This is a genomic window from Micromonospora sp. CA-246542 (genome assembly GCF_050942905.1).
In the GTDB taxonomy this organism is placed as follows: domain Bacteria; phylum Actinomycetota; class Actinomycetes; order Mycobacteriales; family Micromonosporaceae; genus Micromonospora.
In genome coordinates this window covers 2,630,280-2,651,403 of record NZ_CP192040.1, presented here as the reverse complement: position 1 = coordinate 2,651,403, position 21,124 = coordinate 2,630,280, and the positions used below count along the sequence as shown (strand labels likewise).

16 protein-coding genes are annotated in these 21,124 nt (G+C 71.0%); 2 read left to right on the top strand and 14 right to left on the bottom strand.

What is annotated here, in order from left to right; translation table 11 throughout:
* Positions 1–190 precede the first annotated feature (190 nt).
* The 11 genes from ACQP0N_RS12405 to ACQP0N_RS12355 all read right to left on the bottom strand — a co-directional run bounded on the left by ACQP0N_RS12405 (position 191) and on the right by ACQP0N_RS12355 (position 15,291).
* Positions 191–1,891, bottom strand: coding sequence for a glycosyl hydrolase (locus tag ACQP0N_RS12405; RefSeq protein WP_433120114.1), 1,701 nt, complete (start codon positions 1,889–1,891; stop codon positions 191–193).
* A 478-nt stretch (positions 1,892–2,369) separates the two neighbouring features.
* A complete protein-coding gene (locus ACQP0N_RS12400) occupies positions 2,370–2,762 on the bottom strand; it encodes a hypothetical protein (RefSeq protein ID WP_433120112.1) in 393 nt (130 codons plus the stop codon).
* Between the two features lie 67 nt (positions 2,763–2,829).
* Positions 2,830–3,048, bottom strand: coding sequence for a hypothetical protein (locus ACQP0N_RS12395; protein WP_433120110.1), 219 nt, complete (start codon positions 3,046–3,048; stop codon positions 2,830–2,832).
* A gap of 125 nt (positions 3,049–3,173) precedes the next feature.
* Entirely contained in the window at positions 3,174–7,880 is a 4,707-nt protein-coding gene (locus ACQP0N_RS12390; RefSeq protein ID WP_433120108.1) for an RHS repeat-associated core domain-containing protein, read from the bottom strand.
* A 531-nt stretch (positions 7,881–8,411) separates the two neighbouring features.
* On the bottom strand, positions 8,412–9,224 hold the full coding sequence (locus tag ACQP0N_RS12385; protein WP_433120106.1) for a shikimate dehydrogenase: 813 nt from the start codon (positions 9,222–9,224) through the stop codon (positions 8,412–8,414).
* The gene (mltG, locus tag ACQP0N_RS12380) at positions 9,224–10,438 is read right to left on the bottom strand and encodes an endolytic transglycosylase MltG (RefSeq protein ID WP_433120104.1); all 1,215 of its coding nucleotides are present in this window, start codon (positions 10,436–10,438) and stop codon (positions 9,224–9,226) included. Before mltG ends, ACQP0N_RS12385 begins: the two co-directional genes overlap by 1 nt.
* A complete protein-coding gene (gene ruvX, locus ACQP0N_RS12375) occupies positions 10,438–10,896 on the bottom strand; it encodes a Holliday junction resolvase RuvX (protein WP_355053623.1) in 459 nt (152 codons plus the stop codon). The genes mltG and ruvX overlap by 1 nt, the downstream gene beginning before the upstream one ends.
* 73 nt (positions 10,897–10,969) lie before the next feature.
* On the bottom strand, positions 10,970–13,648 hold the full coding sequence (gene alaS, locus ACQP0N_RS12370; RefSeq protein ID WP_433120101.1) for an alanine--tRNA ligase: 2,679 nt from the start codon (positions 13,646–13,648) through the stop codon (positions 10,970–10,972).
* Positions 13,645–13,950: a hypothetical protein gene (locus ACQP0N_RS12365; protein ID WP_355053621.1), complete on the bottom strand. Its 306-nt coding sequence runs from the start codon at positions 13,948–13,950 to the stop codon at positions 13,645–13,647. Before ACQP0N_RS12365 ends, alaS begins: the two co-directional genes overlap by 4 nt.
* A 28-nt stretch (positions 13,951–13,978) precedes the next feature.
* Positions 13,979–14,443: a DUF948 domain-containing protein gene (locus tag ACQP0N_RS12360; protein ID WP_355053620.1), complete on the bottom strand. Its 465-nt coding sequence runs from the start codon at positions 14,441–14,443 to the stop codon at positions 13,979–13,981.
* Between the two features lie 149 nt (positions 14,444–14,592).
* Positions 14,593–15,291: a hypothetical protein gene (locus tag ACQP0N_RS12355; protein WP_433121588.1), complete on the bottom strand. Its 699-nt coding sequence runs from the start codon at positions 15,289–15,291 to the stop codon at positions 14,593–14,595.
* 997 nt (positions 15,292–16,288) lie between these two features.
* Between ACQP0N_RS12355 and ACQP0N_RS12350 the strand changes: the two genes are divergently transcribed.
* Positions 16,289–16,567: a hypothetical protein gene (locus ACQP0N_RS12350; protein WP_433120099.1), complete on the top strand. Its 279-nt coding sequence runs from the start codon at positions 16,289–16,291 to the stop codon at positions 16,565–16,567.
* A gap of 355 nt (positions 16,568–16,922) precedes the next feature.
* Here the strand turns inward: ACQP0N_RS12350 and ACQP0N_RS12345 are convergent, their stop codons facing one another.
* The 3 genes from ACQP0N_RS12345 to ACQP0N_RS12335 all read right to left on the bottom strand — a co-directional run bounded on the left by ACQP0N_RS12345 (position 16,923) and on the right by ACQP0N_RS12335 (position 19,639).
* Positions 16,923–17,768 (bottom strand): hypothetical protein, encoded by an 846-nt coding sequence (locus ACQP0N_RS12345; RefSeq protein ID WP_433120097.1) that lies wholly within the window; start codon positions 17,766–17,768, stop codon positions 16,923–16,925.
* Positions 17,765–19,351 (bottom strand): replication-associated recombination protein A, encoded by a 1,587-nt coding sequence (locus ACQP0N_RS12340; RefSeq protein ID WP_433120095.1) that lies wholly within the window; start codon positions 19,349–19,351, stop codon positions 17,765–17,767. Before ACQP0N_RS12340 ends, ACQP0N_RS12345 begins: the two co-directional genes overlap by 4 nt.
* A gap of 75 nt (positions 19,352–19,426) precedes the next feature.
* Positions 19,427–19,639, bottom strand: a complete 213-nt coding sequence (locus tag ACQP0N_RS12335) for a hypothetical protein (RefSeq protein WP_355053618.1) — start codon at positions 19,637–19,639, stop codon at positions 19,427–19,429.
* A 617-nt stretch (positions 19,640–20,256) separates the two neighbouring features.
* Between ACQP0N_RS12335 and ACQP0N_RS12330 the strand changes: the two genes are divergently transcribed.
* Positions 20,257–21,069 (top strand): GNAT family N-acetyltransferase, encoded by an 813-nt coding sequence (locus ACQP0N_RS12330; RefSeq protein ID WP_433120092.1) that lies wholly within the window; start codon positions 20,257–20,259, stop codon positions 21,067–21,069.
* Positions 21,070–21,124: the final 55 nt, after the last annotated feature.

The following is a 21,124-nucleotide window of genomic DNA, read 5'->3' as shown; positions in this document are numbered from 1 at the left end:
ATGAGTGCGAGAGTGTGGGCACGCTACGCCTCCAAGATGGATGAGAACCCGAGGTAGCGTGCCTCGCCCAGCCTGGTAGGCGCATCCGCCGATTGGGCGGTGCGTGAATCTGCTAGCCGACAGAACGCCGGAAGATCAGCTGGTGAATCTCCGATGAACGGCGGCTGTGTTCACAATGTCGTCACACGTGTCAGCGGCTCCCTCCGGTGGGCTGCCGCAGGTACGCGTCCTTGCCGGCCTGGGTGAACCCGGCCACGGCGGAGGCGTCGTGGTTCATCGTCATGTCACAGGTCGCCGTGCGGGAGGTCATGCCCGGCGAATTGAAGTAGATGGCGGCCTTGATCTTCGGGTGCGCCTTCAGGGCCGCCGGGAACTCCTGGAACCAGCGCTGCTTCGCGCCCGGGTCCTTGGCGTCGAAGTTCGTGCCGAACTCGGCGAGCATCCGGGGCTTGCCCGCACCGATGCCGTTCTGGTCGAGCCAGTCGTAGAAGCCGCCGATCGTCGTACTCGGGCTCTTCCACACGGTGCTGCCGTTGCAGACGTGGAAGTTGTACGGGTCGTAGGCGACCCAGTCGACGTACCGGTCGCCGGGGTAGAGGCCGGCGTACCGCGAGTAGTGCCCGGACCAGCCCATCATCGTCCACACCCAGACGGCGTTGTCCGCGCCCGCCTTGGCGAACCGCTCGTACACGTACTTCCAGGCGCGGACGAAGTCAGCGTCGCTACCCTTGCCCGGCTCGTCCTCCGGCTCGTGGTCGAAGCCCATGAACACCGGCACCTTGGCGGCCCGGATGCGACCGGCGACCGCGTCGATGGTGGCGTCCTGCCGGCCGCTGTAGACGTCGGACCACTTCAGCGTCGTACCGGCGGAGAAGTCGCGCGACTCCCAGGCGAAGAACATCAGCCGGCCCTGGCGCATCTGGTCCTGCTCGTAGGCGTCCGGGAACGCGCCGTTGCTGCCGGCGTTGGAGAAGTCGTGGTAGCGGTGCACGATGTCGAACTTGCGCCCGACCTGGGCCTCCACGTCGGTGATCGCCTTGCCGTGGTCCCAGCCGCTGCCGGCGTTGGCGGGTGAGTACATCCCCCACCAGGCGCCGCAGGAGGGCACCAGCGTGTCGGACACCTGGCCGCACTTGCCGGACGGGAGGGTGGGGCTCTGGGTCGGGGTCGGCGTACGGGTCGGCGCGACCGTCGGCGTGGGCCGGGGCGCGGCGGTGGTCGGCGCGACCGTGGGCGTCGGCGCGGGTCGGGTGGTCGGCGCCGACGTCGGCCCGCTACCCAGGTCGTAGCTGATCACCAGGCTGGGCCGCAGGTCGGCGCTGCGGTTCTCGACCGACGCCCAGTAGACGCGGGTCTCCAGGCCGGTCTGGGCCAACGACACCGTCCACGTGCCGTTTCCGGTGACCAGCTTGGAGACGTCCCACTCGTTGACGCCCTTGGCGACACCGGTCACCGAGTCCAACACGGTTCCCGCCTTCGCCGGGGCCGGTCGCGCCTCGCGGGCGCTCACCGACGAGGCGTGCGCGGTCACCGTGGCGGCGAACTGCTGCCAGGCGTGCATGCGCAGGGTCGCCCGGACGTTGACGGCGGCGGCGGGAAGCGTGGTCACCGCGAACTCGACGACCGCCTCCCGGCCGCCGCGCGGGTTGCCGTCGCAGCGCGCCGGGCAGGTCGCCAGGGTCCCCTTGGTGGAGTTGTCACCGTCCTGCGAGACGATCGTCGCGGTGGTGTCCGCCACCGCGCGGATCGACAGGTCGTCGCTGGCCAACAGGGGCATCATGGTCGCCACGATGCCGGCCACCACCGAGCCACCGACGACGCCGATGGCGATCGCCTTGCGCCGGGGGCCGTTGCGGAACCGGGTGATGCGGTGTAGTCCGTGCCTGGTCAAGGAGAACTCCCTGTGTCTGCTGCGATAACCGTGAGCAGCGTATCGATGACCAGGGCACGCCGTCGGTAGGACAGTTTTCCGTAAGCGCGTCTTAACCCTCAGCTAAGGATCCACGCGGAACGAACTGTCCGCCGCGCCTCCTCGGCGAATCGGCCCAGGTCACGTCGGGCGTTCGCGCACCTCCCGGCCCGGCGCTCAGCAGGACCCTTCGCGAGATCATCGAAGCTCTCCGACCATGCCAGCCGGTGCCTCACCTTGACCCGGCCGATCGACCTGCTAGTCGGGTGGACAGGATGGATAGTGCGCCACTGGCGTCGTCGTGCGGCCGTTGCTCGGATTTGGAGGCAGCGCGCGCTCGCCAATAATGGCGTCAACGCATGGTCAGAATTAGCAGCGGCTGACGAATCTCCAAGAGCAGCGTCCGGCCGGGACAGCGTAACGACCGCCGGCAGCCCGACGGTCGTCACACGGGGTGAGGTCATCGGGCGCTGTACGTCGCCCGGGTCTCCTTCAACGCGGCGACCAGTACTTCCCCGCCGTCCTTATCGACCCCGGACACCTCGATCGCACTTCCCGCGTGAATGGTGATCGTGCCGAGATTGATCCCGGTCTGCCACTCGACGCCGGCAACCTCAGCGATGGGCACCTCGAGAAAGGATTCGCGGATGATGCCCTCGAACAGGAAGAACAGACGTGCCTGAGTGAGCACCAACAGACCATTGCCCGGACCGTGGTTCCCCGCGACGAGCGCGATGACCCTCTCGTCCGGCCCAAGGTGCGACTCGACGTCACGAAGTTCCTTCGTGGCTCCGATAGCTGATCCCATCCGACCCACCGCTTCGGCCACGTCCTGACGGTACTCTTCGGACACTGGAGACCTCCTGATGTTGGGATGTGAACGGGTACCCCGGCCGATTGTTCAACAAACTAGGGGCTCGTCAGAGCCGGCCGCGCCGGATGCCGAGCGGGATGCCGATCGCGGCGATAGCGGCGCAGATGGCACCGATGACAATCATCCGCACCCCGTTTCTGCCCCCGGTGGCAGCCTCGAAGATGCCCCACCCAATGAGAACCACGCTCAGCACGGCGGTCGTCGCGCCAAGCGCGCGCATCGTTCCCTTGCGGTAGGGACCCTCGTTCTGCCGACTCGGCTGCATCTCCTGACATCCTTTCTAGATATTGCGCAGTGGCCGGCTCGGCGGGTCCTCCGCCGAGCCGGACCACCTAATTATGGTTCACACTGAGCCAGCCCACCGGTTCGGTGAACCGAGCGCGAACGCGTCTACTCGAACTGCTCCCCTACCTCCCCGGCGAGCGCCATGCAGCCCAACTGGCCGAGAACCATCGAGAACCCGGCAGTCGCGGGAGCCGCCAAGCCCAGGACGAAGTTGCACGAGACCTCGACCACGAGCGAGGCGAAAAGCGACTGCGCCTGGCCTTCGAGTGCATCTCCGTCGCCGTTCGAGAAGTTGACCGCGGCCTCGCCGAGATCCCCGTACCAACCGAAATCACCGATGAGATCAGCGAGGTTGTGGCCGGTGGGATCGGTGAAGTTGACCGGGTTGCCACCCGCGTAGTTGTACGGCAGGTCCTTGCCGGACGGGTCGCGCTGGGTGAACCGACCCAGGCCCGGGTCGTAGTAGCGCGCACCGAACTTGGTGAGACCGGTCGCGCCGTCGAGGTGACCGGACGCGTACCGCCAGGGGTTCGACACCTGCTGCGACGCGGACAGCTGGATGCCGTACGGGTCGTAGCTGTAGGAGTTGACCTTCGCAGCGCTTCCGTTCACCAGACCCACCACCGAGCCGAGGCCATCGACGAGGTAGTAGTACCGCACCCCGTTGGCCCGCAAACCGATCAGCGAGCCGGTGTTGTCCCGGGTGTAGTAGTCGGTGGTCCCCGGCGCGGGGTCCGTCGAGTTCGCGGTCACCGTGGTACCGGAGCCCGCCGCGCCCTTCGCCGAGGCCATACCCAGGGCCGAGTTGACGTACGTGGTCGAGCCCGCGGCCCGCCGCTGGGTCTGATCCGCGCCGCCGTAGGTCAGCGGAGTCAACGCCGTCCCGCCGGGCTTGGTGATCGAGGTGGTCTGGTTGTTCACCGTGTTGTAGGAGAACGCCCAGCCCGACGACGAGCTGGTGGTGTTGCCGTTGGCGTCGTACGAGTACGTCGTCGAGCCCGCCGACGTCAACTGGTGGGCGTCGTTGTAGCTGTACGACGTGGTGGTGCCGCTCTCCGTCTTGGAAGTGCGGTTGAAGTTCTCGTCGTAGTCGTAGCTGCGCGACAGCGCACCCGACGCACCCGACAGACGGTTCAGCTTGTCGTAGGTGTACGTCGTCGTTCCGGACAGATCGGTGACCTTCTGCCGCTGGGCGGTATCGGTCGTGACCCCGTTGACCGTCTTGCTGTAGTCGTAGGTGAAGGAGGACAGCTTGGCCGACGTGCTGTCGTTGGTCGCCGTGATCGACGTCTGCCGACCCGACTTGTCGTACTTCATCTCCACGGTGATCCGTGGTGACGTCGGCAGGTACATGAACCGGCGCCGGTTGTTCTCGTCGTAGGTGAAGGTCACCGCGGTGGACGCACCCGGCTCCAGCAGCGACGTCACCAGGTTCGCGGCGTTGTAGCCGTAGGTGACCGAGCCACCGCCGTCGGTGTACTTGGTCAGGTTCCCGTTACGGTCGTACTCGTAGCCGATCGGCGCCGCCCCGGGCACGGACTTGCTGCTGGGGCGGCCGAACCTGTCGTAGCCGAACGTCGTGACACCGGTCGGATCGGCCACCTGGGTGAGGTTGCCGTCCTTGTCGTAGGTGTAGTCGACGACGACGGCGCCCTTGAAGGTGATCTTGTCGACCCGGTCCAGTTGGTCGTAGACGTACTGCGTCTTCTGGCCCTTGCCGTCGGTGTTCTCGAGCATGCGCGACAGCGCGTCCGGCAGGATGGTGACGTCCCCCAGCGGGCCGGGGTTGTCCACCAGGGTCAGATTGCCCTTGGCGTCGTAGCTGAAGTTGGTCCGGACGTCCTTGCCGTCCTCGCGCCACTTCATCGTGCCGTTGGAGTTGTACTCCGCCTCGTCAATCTTCTGGCCTGGGTACTGGTCGCTCTCCGAGCCCGTCTTGTTGCCAGCCGCGTCGTAGGAGTAGGCCGTCTTGTTGCCCTCCGGATCGGTGCCACCGCTGACCGAGTTCGGGTGGCTAGTGCTGTTGTAGTCCATGGTGGACTTCGCGCCGGTGGCGATGCCGACCGAAGTCATGTTGTTGGTGTTCGGGTCCCAACCCATGGTCGTGGTGTTGGTCAGCGAGTCGGTCAGGGTCTCGATGTTGTCGTTGGCGTTGTACTTCTTGGATCGCTCGTGGGCGAGGGCGTCCTTGACCTTGGTGACCCGGTCCCGGGTCTCGTACGTGTGCGTGGTGATGCCGTCGGTGGTCGCCGGGGTGACAAACCCGTTGGGGTCAGTCACCTCGGTCTTGCCGGCCGAGTAGGTGAACAGCCAGCGGGCCTCGGTGGGGTTGCCACCCGGGTTGGTCTGCTCGAAATAGTCGAGCATCCGGGAAGTGTCCGGCTCGTAGCCCAGATTGGTGATCCGCCCCTCGGGAGTCGTGATCTTTGTGACCTGGTCACCGGTGTAGTCGTAGCGCGTCACCCCACCGGCGGAGTCGGTTACGGTGGTCAGGTTCTGGTCTGAGTTGTAGCCGTAGCTGGTCACCCGATTGGTGGAGTCGGTCACCGAGGTCAACCGGCCCGAGGTGTAGGCGAGGGCTACCACCCGGCCCTGGGTGTCGGTGATGGTGGTGGCGTTACCCGCACCGTCGTACCCAAAGGTGATCTTGTTGTCGTTCTTGTCGACGTTGCGCAGCAGCCGGCCGGTCGAGTCGGCGAAGTAGAAACTGCCCTCGCTCTTGTCGAACTTCAACCGCAGCTCGCCGGTGGTGGTGTTGCGGGTCAGCTTGGCGTCCAGGCTCGGCGGGGTCCGCCAGGAGTTGGTGCCGTCGTTGACGAACCTCGCCTTGAAACCGGTGGGTGCCTGGTAGGTGATGTCGGCGGTGGCGTGGTCGGTCTTGGAGTACGTCAGCTTCACGTCCTGCCCGGTGCCGAGCACCCAGCCCTTACCCAGGGTCGAGGTGCCGGTCCAGCGGGAGTTGTAGTACCGGTCGACGGTCAGGTCGGTGCCGGTGCCACGGATGTTGAAGTCGGTGCCCTTGAGCAGCAGGTTGCCGTTTGCGACGTTCACCCTGAGCTGCAACCGGTCGGTCAGGTCCTGGTCCTGGAAGGAGAACCGGCCCTGCTCACCGGTGGGCGAGCCGTCCGAGGTGGTCATGAACCGCCAGCCCGACCACGGCCCGGCGACACTGCCGTCGTGGCCGCGAGCCCGCCACTTGTACGTGGTGTTGGCGACGAGTTCACCGGACGGCACCGTCCAGCTCGACTCGCTGCCGTTCGTGACGCTGCCACCGGAACCGGAGACCTCGAGCGTCGCCCCGCTGCGGTCGTAGATCTCGAAGTCGACCCGGCCGCTGCCGCCGTCCGGGTCGCTGAAGACACCCTTCATGGTCGGCGTCCGCGTCTCGGTCTCGCTCGCGTCGCCCGGTTGCAGCTTCGTCGGGTCAAGCGCGTTGGGGTAGCTGTTGTAGTTCACGACCGCGTACGGGACCTGGCTCTGGATGTCCGCGTCGTCGGACCGGAACTGCTTCCAGCTGTCCGGGTCGGTCTCGCTGGTGGCCCGGATCCCCATGTAGGCGGTGGCCTGGTTGGCCGTGGCGGCCCGCTGGAAGAAGCTGGTGCCGGTGATGCTCACCCAGCCGTCGTCACAGGTGCTGTTCAGACCCTTCGTGGCGGTGGAGGTCGCCTCCTGGTAGTTCCACGCCGGCTGGCTCGCCCAGCGCGTGGTGGAACTGGCGGCCCCGGTGGACCAGATCTGCCAGGACTTGGCGGAGCAGGTCGTGGAGTACCAGTTCCAGAAGTAGACGGTCGCCGAGGTGATCTGCTTGCCGCGCAGCGCCGTCGTGCCCCAGTGGACGAAACCTCGGGCGACGCCGGGGTTCTCCCCCGACGCCTTACCGATCTGGATGTCGTTGGCCCCGGACCGGCCAACCGTGTCGTCGGACTTCACGTAGGTCGCGAAGGTGGGCGAGACCGGATTGATCGACGGATCCACGATGACCGGGTACACCGTCGAGGGGTCCGCGAGGAACGCCTGGTCGGGGGTGAGCGCCAGGTCCATCGCGCCGGCCCGCGCCGTCTGCTTGGCGGCGATCTTGACCAGCCGCTTCGGGCCGCCGGTGGCCGGGTCGACGGACGAGTCCCACATCTCGGGGGTGGCCGAGGTGGCCACGATGCGGCCCTTGTCATCGGCGAAGCGCAGACCGCCGGCGCCGTCGCCGCTGGTGACCAGGCCCTTCGCCCGCACCGGCAGCCGCACCGACGCCACCTGGGCGGCGGCGGCGCGGTTCTTGACCAGCAGGTACTGCCGCACGCCGGTACGGCTGGCCTCGACCACGAGGTCGACACCCGGCCGAACCTCCGGGTACGTCGCGCGGTTGGCGGCCAGCACCGGCTTCGGCAGCGCGCCGGTCCACCCGATCGCGGCCCGGTGCGCGCCGACCCCGACGCTCAGCAGGTCGTGCTCACCCGCGCCCACCGCGCCGGAGACCTTGAGACCGTTGGGGTGAGCGACCGGTGCGACCGAACCATCCGCCTCCGCACGCATGGTGAGGTCGATCGGAACGAGCTGACCCCCGGCGTCCCGCATCCGGATCGGGCCGGCATAGACCTGGGCGGTCGACGTGCCGTCGGGGTTGACGAAGACATCCTGCGTCTCGCTGCGGGCAGCGAGGTTCTCCACCCGCTTGGCACACCGGCGAGCGGCGTCCACCGCGGCGGCCTCGTCGGGCTGCTGGTCGGCGCAACTGGTGTCGGGACCGGACGCCGGCGCTGGTGCGGCGACCGGGGCCGCGACCGCCGGCCCGGTCAGGGTCGGCAGCGTACCGGCCACCAAGGCCAGCGAAGCGGCGACCGCTAATCGTCGAGTGGTACGTGTTCCACGTCGGAAAAAGGCATGACTCACCTACGGACCTCCAAGTCCGAAAACGACAGTGATCGAACCGTAGGAGAGATACTTGCTGCGCGTCAATCATTACTTTGCGTTGCGTGATAAGCAGTTGGACTACCCGATTAATCGTCTATAAAGTGACGCCTATACGTCGCAGCTAGGGCAGACCGGTCACCCTCTCCGCAATTTCAGATGATTCCGAGCGGGTTCCTAAGGAGTTCCATACGTGCCTCTACCAGGGATGACGTGCCTGGTCCGGCCCTGGATGCCGACCACCGTCGAAGAGAGTTCACCACGACGCCGAGACGGGGCAGCGCGCCGGAGCACCGACCGCTAGGATGGACTCAAGTCGATTTCGAGGGCCATCGGCATCAATTCTTCGCCTACCTGAACAGCGCCCGAAGTCTGTCTGAATTCGGATCGCGGCACGGCCGACGGAATTCCAGCGATTGCGTCGCCGGTCCGCCACAATTGTCAGCGGCGGGCCGCCACCAGAGCTTCCCGCATCGCCGTGAACGGGGCGGTGACGCCGGTGAACTGCTCGAACTGACCCACCGCCTGCGCCAGCAGCAGGTCCAGTCCGGACACCACCCGCAGACCGGCCGCGCGGGCGGACGCCGCCATCGGCGTCGGCCACGGGTCGTAGAGCGCGTCGAAGAACACCGCGCCAGGCCGCCAGGTCGCACCGCCGGCCAGCGGATCGGCGACCCCCTTCGGCACGGTGGACACGACCACGTCGGCGGCCGGGACGTGCCGGTGCGCATCGGCCCAACGGCCGGCGGTCAGGCCGACGCCCAGCGCCGCCGCCACCGGCCGCAACTCGTCGACCGCCCCGGCCCGACGGGCCACCACGATGACCGACGAACAGGCCAACCGCGCGGCGGCGGCGAGGGCGGCGCGGGCCGTTCCACCCGCGCCGAGCACGGTCACCGCCGCGCCGGCCACCACCCCGGCCTCGGTGAGCACGTCCACCATGCCCCCGACGTCGGTGTTGTCCGCGTACCACGTGCCGTCCGTACGGCGTACCAACGTGTTCGCCGCGCCGACGGCGACGGCGACCGGCGACGCGGCGTCGGCCACGGCGAGCGCCGCCTCCTTACCCGGCATGGTCACCGACAGTCCGGCCCACTCCGGGCCCAGGCCGGCGACCAGATCCGGCAGCTCCGCCGCCCCGCACTCGATCCGGGTGTACGACCACCCGGTCAGCCCGGCGGCGGCGTACCCGGCGTTGTGGATCACCGGAGAAAGAGAGTGCGCGATCGGCGCACCGACCACGGCGGCCCGCACTAACAGTTCTCGCCGCTGAGCACGCCGTTGCGGCACATCTGTCGCTGCAGGTTCCGGAAGTCGGCATCGTTGGAGCCGTAGCCCATCGTGCCCTTCTTGTCGACGGTCATGAAGTAGATCCAGTCGCCCACCGGCGGGTCCATCGCGCCCTTGAGCGCGTCCTCACCCGGGTTGCTGATCGGCGTGATGGTCAGGCCGTTGGCACCATGGGTGCGGTACGGGTTCTTCGGATCGTTGAGTTCGCTGGCCTTGAGGACGTCGGAGTCCTTCGGGTCCTTGCCCTGCAACCGCAACCAGTAGTTGATCGCACTGTCGATCTCCAGGCACCTGCAGTGGTACTTGTCCGTGTACACCCGGTTGTAGATCACCCGGGACACCTTCGGGAAGTCGACGTGGTTGACCGACTCGGCCTGCGCGATGGAGGCGGCGATCAAGGCTTCGTACGGGGAGATGCCCCGTTTCTCCTGGACGGTGTCGACGAACTTGATCTGCTCGGTCACCTCGAGGAACTTGTCCACCATCAGCGACAGGATATCCGCGGCCGTCGCCTTCGGCGGAAGCTCGTACGTCGCCGGGAACAAGAAGCCCTCCAGGCTCTTCGGCCCCTTCTTGCCGTCGCCCCGGTTGAACCAGAAGGCCGGCACCCCCAGCTTCACCGGGTCCTTCGCCGCGGCCTTGAACTCGGCGACCGGAATCTTCGTCGCCTTGGCCAGCTCGTCGTAGATCGCCAAGGTGATCATCCCCTCCGGGATGGTCACCCCGTTCACCACCCGGCTCTTCGGATCGAGCAGCAGGAGCAGGGCCTCGGACGCCTTCATCTCCTTCTTGACCTTGTAGCGACCCACCTGGAGGTTCTTGCTGCGGGAGTTTGCGTCCGCCGCCTCGATGAAGGCCTTGACGCTCTTGACCACACCGGCCTCGTACAACGTGGCGCCCACATCGGTCGCGCTGTCACCGGCCTTGACGTCGACCAGCACCTCGCCCGAGCCGGTACCGTCGTAGTCGGGCGTGACGAAGTAGTTCTGGATCCGGTCGAACCCGTAGTACGCGCCACCACCGATGGTGCCCAACAGGACCAGGGCCATCAACAGCGCCAGAAAGGTCTTGCCCCGGCCGCCGCCGGAGCCTCCCTTGCGCTTGCGGAAGCTGCGCCGATGCCGGCCCTTCTCACCCCGCTCCGGCTCGTCGAACCCAAGGTCCAGATCGTCGATCATTACGTCCGCCTCCGCTGCGCGTCCAGCCAGCTCTGCAGGATCTCCACCGCGGCCGCCTGGTCGACAACCGCACGTTGACGCTTGCCACGAACGCCACGCTCGGCAAGCCTACGAGAAGCGACCACGGTCGACATCCTCTCGTCGGTGAGCGTTACCGGGACCGGCGCTATCACATTGACCAGCCGGTCAGCGTACGCCGTGACGTTGAGCGCGGCCGGGCCGTGTTTGCCGGCCAGATTGATCGGAAGCCCGACGACCACCTCGACCGCCTCGTGCTCGGCCACCAAGGCCGCGAGCTGGGCAATGTCGCTCGGCACCGCCTCCGGCGCGGCGGTGAGATCGCGGGCGAGGGTCACCAGCGGCGTGGCCAGCACCCCGTGCGGATCCGAGCGGGACACCCCGACGCGCACCTGACCGACGTCCACACCGAGGCGAACTCCACGTGTGAAGCCGCTCACCGTAGGTCACTCCTGTGCTGTCGACGAACCAGGGCGGACCATTCGGTCCGCCCTGGTCGATACTGACCGTCCATCACGCCTCGGTGATCGCCTTCTCGACGGTGAGCAGCAGGTTCGGCGCCTCGGTCGCGGGCAGACCGCCACCCTGGGCCAGATCGGGGCTCCCCCCGCCGCGCCCGGAGAAGGCCGCCTTCACCAGGTCCGACGCGGTGAGGCCACGGCTGCGGGCCGCCGCGTTGACCGCCACCACCAACGACGCCTTGCCGTTCGACCGGGCCGCCACGGCGACCACCGCCGGCCGCGCCGGGTCGATCTTGCCGCGAATCTCCTGGGCGAGGGTCCGTACGTCGTTGCCGGCCGCGCCCTCCGGCGCCTCGGTTCCCACGTACGCCACCCCGCGCACGTCCTTCGCCTGCGCGGCGAGTGCGCCCGCCCCACCGAGCACCAGCTGGGCGCGCAGCTTCTCCAGCTCCTTCTCCGCGTCCCGGAGCTGGGTGACCGTCTGCTCCACCCGGTCGGCGACCTGGTCGTTGGGCACCCGGTACAGCTCGGCCAGCCGGGAGACCAGCAGGTGCTCCTTGGCCAGGAAGCCGAACGCGTCCATGCCGACCAGCGCCTCGACCCGGCGTACGCCGGAGCCGATCGACGACTCGGAGAGGATCTTCACGAGGCCGAGCTGCGCCGAACGGGCCACGTGCGTGCCGCCGCACAGCTCCCGGGCGTAGTCGCCCACCTCGACGACCCGCACCTCCTCGCCGTACTTCTCGCCGAAGAGCGCCATCGCGCCGATCCGCCGCGCCTCGTCCAGCGACGTGATGAAGGCGTGCACCTCCAGGTCGGCCAGCAACACCTCGTTGACCTGCTGCTCAACGTCGCGCAGGACGGTCGGCGACACACCGGTCGGGGTGTTGAAGTCGAACCGCAGCCGGCCCGGCGCGTTCAACGAACCCGCCTGGGTGGCCGACTCGCCGAGGAAGTTGCGCATGGTCTGGTGCACCAGGTGGGTGGCCGTGTGCGACCGGGAGATCGCCCGACGCCGGGTGGTGTCGATCTCGGCGTAGCCGGTGTCGCCGGGGTGCACCTCACCCCGGATGACGCGGGCCCGGTGCACGATCAGGCCCGGCACCGGCTGCTGCACGTCGAGCACCTCGACCTGACCGTCCCCGACGGTGATGATGCCGTGGTCGGGCTGCTGGCCGCCGCCCTCGGCGTAGAACGGGGTCGTGTCGAGCACCAGCTCGACCATCTCACCCTCGGTCGCCGCCGCGCGCGGGCCGTCCGAGCCCAGCAGTGCCCGTACCCGCGACTCGCGGGCCACCTCGCTGTAGCCGGTGAACGTCACCGGGCCACCCTCGTCCAGCACCGACCGGTACGCCGACACGTCGGTGTGCCCGGTCTTGCGCGCCTGCGCGTCCGCCTTGGCCCGGGTCCGCTGGTCGGCCATCAGCCGGCGGAAACCCTCGTCGTCGACCTTCAGGCCCTGCTCGGCCGCGATCTCCAGGGTCAGGTCGATCGGGAAGCCGTACGTGTCGTGCAGCTGGAACGCCTTCGCCCCGGACAGCGCCGTGCCACCCGCCGAGCGGGTCTCGGCGATCGCCGTGTCCAGGATCGTCGTCCCGGCGCGCAGCGTCGACAGGAACGCCTCCTCCTCCGCGTACGCGTACTGCGCGATGCGGTCGAAGTCGGTCGCCAGCTCCGGGTACGACGGGGCCATGCAGTCCCGCGCCACCGGCAGCAGCTCGGGCAGCGCCCGGTCCTGCCAGCCCAGCAGCCGGATCGACCGGATCGCCCGACGCATGATCCGCCGCAGCACGTACCCGCGACCCTCGTTACTGGGGGTGACGCCGTCGCCGATCAGCATCAGCGCGGTCCGCACGTGGTCCGCGACCACCCGCAGCCGGACGTCGTCCGGGTGCGACTCGCTCGCCACGTGACCGGAGTGCGCGCCGTAGCGCTTGCCGGTCAGCTCGGCCGCCCGGGCCAGGATCGGCCGGACCTCGTCGATCTCGTACAGGTTGTCGACGCCCTGCAGGATCGAGGCCATCCGCTCCAGGCCCATGCCGGTGTCGATGTTCTGCGCCGGCAGGTCACCCAGGATCGGGTAGTCCTCCTTGTTGGTACCCGGACCCCGCTCGAACTGCATGAACACGAGGTTCCAGTACTCCATGTACCGGTCCTCGTCGACCGCCGGGCCACCCTCGGCGCCGTACTCCGGGCCCCGGTCGTAGAACAGCTCCGACGACGGGCCGCACGGCCCGGGGATGCCCATGGACCAGAAGTTGTCCGCCTTGCCGCGACGCACGATCCGCTCGGCCGGCACACCCACCGACCGCCAGATCTCGTACGCCTCGTCGTCGTCGAGGTAGATCGTCGGCCAGATCCGCTCCGGATCCAGACCGTAGCCACCCTCGTCGATCGACTTCGTCGACAACTCCCACGCCAGGGGAATCGCCCCGGCCTTGAAGTAGTCGCCGAAGGAGAAGTTGCCGTTCATCTGGAAGAACGTGCCGTGCCGGCTGGTCTTGCCGACCTCATCGATGTCCGGGGTGCGGATGCACTTCTGCACGCTGACCGCCCGCTGGTACGGCGGGGTCTGCTGGCCCAGGAAGTAGGGCACGAACTGCACCATGCCGGCGTTGACGAACAGCAGGTTCGGATCGCTGATGGCGGGCAGCGGAGCGGACGGCACCACGGCATGGCCGTTCGCCTCGAAGTGCGCGAGGTACCGCCGCTTGATCTCCGCCGTCTTCATCGCTGGTGTTCCTCCGGAAAAATCTCTCTATCGCCGATCCGCGGGGACTCCCGCAGCTCGGCGAACTGGTCGTCGAACGCCTCGCCCTGGACGAACGCCTGGTGGATCTCCTGCTCGCGCTCGGCCATCCCGACCCGCACGTCCTCCACGAAGCTACGCACCGACTCCACCAGGCTGCCAGCGGATTCCGACAACGAGCTGGCGATGCCGGCCGGGGTGTACGCCTGTGCGGTCCGGGTCGCCCTGCGGACCACCACCACGCCCACGGCCACGCCGATGCCGAGCCAGAACAACCGCTTCATGTCGCGCTACCTCCTGTGGCCGGGTCGGTCAACGGTTGCCGCGCCGGGCGGCCCGCCGCTGCTGCTTGATGGTGTCGCGCACCTCGCGCTCGGTCTCGGCGTGCCGGCGGCTGGCGGCGGCCCGGCGCACGCTGTAGCCGAAGGCGGCCACCTTGACCAGTGGGTTCGCGGCCGCGGCGGAGACCACCGTCGCCAGGTTGGCGACGTTGGCGGTGACGTTCTGGGCGTGGCTGGTCATCGTGTCGACCTTCGCCAACTGCAGGTTCACACCGTCGAGCGAGGTCTGCACCTGCTCCAGCGCCACGTTGACGTTCTTCACGGTGGTGTTGACGTCGCCGAGCAGCGGTCCCGTCCGGTCGTTGAGGTCGTTGATCATCCGGGTGGTGGCGTCCACCGTGTGCCGCAGCCGAAGGATCGGCAGCGTCAGGATGAGCACCAGCACCGCGAACGCGCTCGCCGCGATCAGCGCCGCGACCGCCAGAATGTCGCCCACGCGTGTCCTCCTCAAGCAGATTTCCGCCGGACCCGACGTCCCCGGAACGCACAACCGTGGTGCCCATCGAACCCACCGGGCCGTCGCCGGCCGGCGGGCGCGGGCGGGCCCGCCAGCCCCAGACCCTACCGTCCGTGATGGAGAGCGGCTCAGGACGGTGAGGGTGTCACATCGCCCAGCGGATCCCCGCTGACCGTCGGGAACGGATCCTCCCCGGTCAGTGACGGATCGGTGCTGGGCTGCGGCCTGGTCCGCTCGTCGTCGATCGCGTTGCGTACCTTCACCGACACCAACGAGCCGGCGCACTCCCCCGCAGCGGCCGACGGCTCGGGGGACGGCACGATCGCCGGCTCCCCGTCGACCGGCGGCGGTACGCAGGCCGGCGCGCGCACCCACAGGTCGAGGGTCAACTCGTCCTGACGCCAGCACGTGTAACTGCCCTTGGTCTCCTGCTCGGGGCAGCGGCCCACCTTCCACGGCCGCCAACCGTCGCCGCGCAGCGCCTCCTCGTAGACCTTCGCCGTCTCCTCCGGCGACTTCTCGGAGGTGACGGTGCGCTCGCGCAGCCGGCAGTCGAGCAGGCACCAGCGGCTGCCGCTGACGTCGTCGACCGTCTTCGTCGCGGCCCACGCGGGCACATTGAGCTGGTCCAGGTTGTCGAACACCGGGTCCCTGCTGAGGGTGCGGAGGCCGAAGAAGAGTGGCACCGCGCCGAGCAGCACGATGCTGACCAGCGCCAGGACGGCGACCCGCAGCCGGCGTCGTTCGCGCGACTGCCGGTGCTGCTCGGACCGGGCGCCCGGGGCCGCGTCCTCGTCGTCGGCGACGTCCCCGCCGGCGGCGCGCAGCGCCGGCTCGTCGACCGGTTCGGAGGGTGGCCGGTCCACCGGGCCGGCCGCGCCCGGCGGCACGACGGCGGCACGGGCGACCGGTTCGCCGGTACGACCGGGCGGCGGCACGGGGGCGACACCGCTGGGCTCGGGACGGCCGCCCTCGCGGGGCGGCGGCAGCGCCCGGCCCGCGGCGCGGTCCGCCGGACGCGGGGCGGCGGCACGCGCGGTCGCGGGTGACCCGGGGCCGGGTTGCTCGGCGCCCGTCCGGACATCGCCACCGGGCGGCTGGGCGACGCCCGGGGGCGAACGGCGGCGCGCGCCGGGCCATCCGGCCGGGGTGGAGCGTCCGGACCGACGCCCGGCGGGACCGCCGCACGAGCCGGACCATCCGGGCGGGGCCGGGCCGTACCGGGTCGGGGTGGCGCGTCCGGACCGACGCCGGGTCGTACCACCGCACGAGCCGCACCCTGCGGATCGACGCCGGGTGGGACGGCGGCGCGGGCCGCGGCGTCCGGGCCGACGCCCGGCGGCGTCGCCGCGCGAGCGGGACCATCGGCGTTCGGCGGCACCGCCGCGCGGCCCGGCCCGTCGGGGCGGGACCGGGGCGGGCCGTCCACGCGTGGGCCGGGCGGGCCGCCGGGACCGGCGCCCGGCGGCACCGCCGCACGGGCCGGTCCGTCAGGGCGGGCCACGCCGGGCCGGGGTGGACCGTCGGGCCCACGGCGGCCGGCGCCGGAGACCGGCGCGTCGCCGGGCGCGAGCCGGGCCCGGCCACCGGGTGGGCCGGAGCGGGCGCCGCGCACGGGTGCGCCGGGCCCGGGTCGTCCGCCACCGGGCGGACCGACGTACGGGTCGTCACCGCGCTCGCCCGCCGGGCCGGGCCGTCCCTCGGCAGCCGGCTCGGCCGACGGGCGGCGGCGACGGTTGATGGGGTCCGGGGCGGTACCCGGAGCACTCCGACGGCCGACCGGGCGCTCCCCGGAACCGGCGGCTGCGGCAGGGGACCGCTCGGGTGCTCGCCGGTGGTTTCCGGGGCGCGGGCGGCCCGGCGGCCGGTGGGAGCGTCCGCTCCCGGGTCGGCGGGCGGCCCGGCGGCCCGGTGGCCGGTGGCACGCTCCGCGGCCGGATCGGGTACGGCGAGTGGAGCACCGGAGCGGTCGTTCAGGTCCCCGGCGGACGGTGGGCCGCTACGGCGGCCGACGGGACGCTCCGCGGTCTGCCCGCCGGCCCCTCGCCGGTTCACCACCGGCAGGCCCGGGTCGGTGTGCGGCAGCCGGCCGGCCTGACGTAGCCAGTCCGCCGGCCGCTCCGGACGGTCCCGGCGTTCCGGCTGCGGCTCACCGCCGGTCGCCGCGCGTCGGTCCTGCTCGTCGGGGACCGCCCGACGACGACCGGTGCCGTCGGTGGTCGTGCCGCCGGTGGGGACAGCGCCGGTCGGCGACGCGTCGGGCAGCGGCGGGGCGTTGCCCGAGCGGGGAACCGCCGGCTCGTCCGGTTCGGCGGCACGACGGCGGCCACCCCGGCGGGGCGGGGTGGCTCCGGCGCGCCGGGGTCCACCGGCCCGGGACGACGCCGGGCGGTACGCGGGTCGTCGGCGATCGCGGGGTCGGGTCGCAGTCCGTCGGCGACCTGCGGGGCGACACCGGTCACGGGTCCGTCGAAGCGGGCAGCGCCACCGGCGGGCCGCGCCGGTTCGGGCGTACGGCGTCCGGACGGCGGGCCGTCACCGCTGAGCGGCCGCCCGCCCGCGCCCGGCTCGGGCGCGGGTCGACGGCCCGGCGGTACGGCGTCGGGCCGGCGCAGTGGCGGCACGGCCTCCGCCCGGCCGGCGGGCGCGGGGACCTCGGGACGGGGACCGGTCGGAGCGCCCACGGCCGGTGGACCCAGGGGCGGGCCGGACGGCCCCACGGTCGGACGCGCTCGCCCGGGGCCGGCGGGAGCGCCGCCCCTCGGTCGGGGGCCAGCGGGGTCGGCCGGATCACCGCCACCCGGGCGGACGGCCGGCGGCGTACGCGGGCCGGCGGCGGCGCGCGGGTCGACGGCGGGAACCGGCTGATTGCCGCGCGGCGACGGCGGACCGGAGACGCCGCCCGGCCCGGACTCACGCGGGCGCTCGACCGGCGCCCGGTCGGCGGGCGGGCGGGCGTCCGGGCGACGACCGGGCGGGGGCGTCTCGCCGGGCCAGGGTCCGTCGACACCTCGGCGCGCCCCGGCGGCCTCGGTATCCGGGCGGCGCGGGCCGGGGGCGCGTCCGGGGGCGTCGGCACGCCGGCACGCGGGGGCACCGGCTCGACCGGAACCCCGTCCGGGCCCAGCTCGCCCCGTTGCTGTTTGGCCGAACGCAGGTCGTCGATCCAGCCGAACTCCTCGCCGGCTACCGGTTCCTCCGGCTCGGCCTCGGCTCGGCCTCGACCCCAGCGGCGGCCCTTGGCGCGGGGATCACGCCGCTCGTCCGGGCCCTCGTCGGGGCGGTCGGCACCACGCGATCTCACTGTTGACCCTCTCCTGCGGCGTTCGTGCCGCCGTCCTGCGTCGTAGCGGCACCGTCCACACCCGTGACCGCCCGGCCGTTCCGACCAGCAAGCGCCGTCGCCGGCTGCGGCGTTACCGGTTCCCCGGCGGCCGGCGCGGCTGTCGTGGGCGGTCCAGCGGTCTCGGTCGCCCTGGCGGCCGGACTTTCCGGGCGGGCCGGTGGGACCGGCAGCCCGCGTACGATCCGGCGCAGCAGCGGCAGCCGCGTCGCGACGGACCGTTCCGCCCCGTGCGGGCCGGGCTCGTAGTAGTCGACGCCCACCAGGTCGTCGGGGACGTACTGCTGGGTGACCACACCGCGCTGGTCGTCGTGCGGATAGCGGTATCCGGTGCCGTGGCCCAACCCGCGGGCGCCGGCGTAGTGCGCGTCGCGCAGACCCCGGGGCACCGCGCCGCCCCGCCCGGCCCGTACGTCGGCGATGGCGGCGCCGATCGCGGTGGTGGCCGAGTTCGACTTCGGCGCGGTGGCCAGGTGGATCACGGCCTGGGCCAGGTTGAGCTGCGCCTCGGGCAGGCCGACGTACTCCACCGCGTGTGCGGCGGCGGTGGCCACGCTCAGCGCGGTGGGGTCGGCCATGCCCACGTCCTCGCTCGCGAAGATGACGAGTCGTCGGGCGATGAACCGGGCATCCTCCCCGGCGACCAGCATCCGGGCCAGCCAGTGCACCGCGGCGTCGACGTCCGAGCCGCGCATGCTCTTGATGAAGGCGCTGATCACGTCGTAGTGGGCGTCGCCGTCGCGGTCGTACCGCACCGCCGCCACGTCGACCGCCTGCTCGGCGGTGGCCAGGTCGATGCGCTCGGCGCCGAGGGCCGTGGCGGAGGCCGCCGCCGCCTCCAGCGCGGTCAACGCCTTGCGGACGTCACCGGCGGCGAGCCGGACGAGGTGGTCCTCGGCATCCGTTGCCAGGGTGAGCGCGCCGCCCAGGCCGCGCTCGTCGGCGACCGCGCGGCGCAGCAGGAGGCGTACGGCGTCGTCGTCGAGCGGTTGCAGGGTGAGCAGCACGCACCGCGAGAGCAGAGGTGAGATGACCGAGAAGTACGGGTTCTCGGTGGTCGCCGCGAGGAGCGTGACGGTCCGGTCCTCGACGGCGGCGAGCAGCGAATCCTGCTGGGTCTTGCTGAACCGGTGCACCTCGTCGATGAACAGCACCGTTTGCGGGCCGCCCGAACGGCGCTGACGACGGGCCGCCTCGATCACCGCGCGGACGTCCTTGACGCCGGCGGACAGCGCCGACATGGCGACGAAACGGCGGTCGGTCGCGCCGGCCACCAGGTGCGCGATGGTCGTCTTGCCAATGCCGGGCGGCCCCCAGAGGATGACCGACATCGGCGCACCGCCGGAGACCAGTTGCCGCAGCGGCGCGCCGGGGGCGAGCAGATGGTCCTGCCCGATCAGCTCGTCCAGGCTCGCGGGTCGCATGCGGACAGGCAGGGGCGAATCGTCCGCTACCGGAGTGAAGCCGTCTACACCGGCGGGACCCTCGGGCGCGCCACGCGGCCCGGTGGGGGCACCGAGGGAGAAGAGAGCGTCGGACTCCATCACGAAGACAGTACCGGGCCCGACCCGAGACGCCGGAATCGCGCTACGGGCCGGGCCACCGCTGATCGGTCTCGGTCAGCCACGACCGGGGCGACGACCCCGGTACCAGCGACCGCCGCCACTGCCGCGCGGCCCGCTGCCGACGCCGCCCAGGTAGAGCGCGAGCAGGAAGAGGCCGATGAGCACGAGGGTGTTCCAGTTGAACAGGTCGGGCGCGCCGAAGTTGGTGTCGAACAGGTCGATCAGCAGGGCGAAGCCAAAGACGATGGCCGCGAGAATGGCGAGCATGTCGGTCCTCCGGTGGGGGTTCCCAGTAGGTCGGCGCGTGATGTACCCAATCGGTCGACCCGCCAATCTCCACCGTGGATCGGCCGCGTAGTCGCGCCGGCCAATCGCCGCTCACCCACGGGCTGGGCGGACCGCAAGATCGTGCTGCATCCCGGATGTAGTGGTATCGGCACGTCGACGAGGCCACTACATCCAGGATCGAGCGCGATCTTGCGGCGCGGCCGGGCCGCCCCAGGTCGGGCCGCCTCGGGCCGGGCCGCCTCGGTCGGGCCGCCTCGGTCGGGCCGCCTCGGGTCGGGCCGCCTCGCGCTCGCCGCCGCTAGCTCATCGCGGGTCGTGCATCGCCCGGGCACCGTCATCAAGATCCGCGCAACTTCGGGGATGCTGCTGCTTCCGGCGCGGCTGAGGCAACAACATCCCTGAAGTTGTGAGGATCTAGGCGCGGGGCGCAGCACGGGCACGGGCGCGGGGCGCAGCACGGGCACGGGCGCGGGGCGCAGCACGGGCACGGGCGCGGGCGCGGGGCGCAACACGGGCACGGGAGCAGCACAGGCGCGGGGCGCATCGACAGCCCGGCCCGGCGCGGTCGCCGGCACGCCGGCTCCTAGGCTGGCCCCGTGATCATCGAGACCCAGGCGCTTCACGACCGGGCCACGATCCTGGCCGCCGCGGGCGGGCACCCGTTCGTCAGGCACTCGCTCTCGCCGGGCACCCCGGCGCGTGGCTGGCAACGCGACGGCGCCGTGCTGTGGTTGTTGCCACCCGAGCGCGGCTTCGGCGCCGACGCCGTGGGCCCGGCCGGGCCGGTACTGGACCTGTGCGCCACGCTGGTCGCCGAGGGCCTGCTCCGTCCGGAGAACCGGCTGCACCTGCCCCGATTCGACCCCGCCCTGGCGGTCGGGCGGGTGGCGGTGGCGCAGTACGTCGACTGGGACTTCCACTGGACCACCGTCGCGCCACCGGAGCAGCCCGACGAGCAGCGGGTCGTTCGGCTGACCGACGCCGACCGCCCGGCGCTGGAGGATCTGGTCGACGAGGCGTTCCCGACCACCACCACGCGGCCGGGCGACCCGACGGTCGTCGACTGGTACGGCATCCGGTCCGGCGACCGGGTGGTGGCGTGCGGCGCGGACCGCAGCCGGGGAGACGTCGGCTTCCTGGCTGGCCTGACCGTCGCCCCCGACCAGCGGGGCCGAGGGCTGGGCGCGGCGCTGACCGCCGGAATGACCCGGGCGCTGCTGTCCCGGCACGACACCGTCGCGCTCGGCGTCTATCCGGACAATGTCGGGGCGGTGCGGCTCTACCGTCGCCTCGGCTTCACCAACACCCTGCACCGCACCGGGATCCGCCTAGGTTCCGAGCGCCAGGGCCCGCTTCCCAAGGGCGGTCGAGCCGGGGCGGAGTCCGGGCGGCGACCCAAGGCGCGGTGACGTCCGGATACCGGTGTCATATCCGGACGCCACCGCAACGCCGCCGTGCGCCGTC

Coding starts and splice junctions, on each gene's coding strand:
- ACQP0N_RS12395 (WP_433120110.1), bottom strand. CDS start 3,048: ATGCAGCCGAGTCGGCAGAACGAGGGTCCCTACCGCAAGGGAACGATG.
- mltG (WP_433120104.1), bottom strand. CDS start 10,438: ATGATCGACGATCTGGACCTTGGGTTCGACGAGCCGGAGCGGGGTGAG.
- alaS (WP_433120101.1), bottom strand. CDS start 13,648: ATGAAGACGGCGGAGATCAAGCGGCGGTACCTCGCGCACTTCGAGGCG.
- ACQP0N_RS12365 (WP_355053621.1), bottom strand. CDS start 13,950: ATGAAGCGGTTGTTCTGGCTCGGCATCGGCGTGGCCGTGGGCGTGGTG.
- ACQP0N_RS12340 (WP_433120095.1), bottom strand. CDS start 19,351: ATGGAGTCCGACGCTCTCTTCTCCCTCGGTGCCCCCACCGGGCCGCGT.
- ACQP0N_RS12335 (WP_355053618.1), bottom strand. CDS start 19,639: ATGCTCGCCATTCTCGCGGCCATCGTCTTTGGCTTCGCCCTGCTGATC.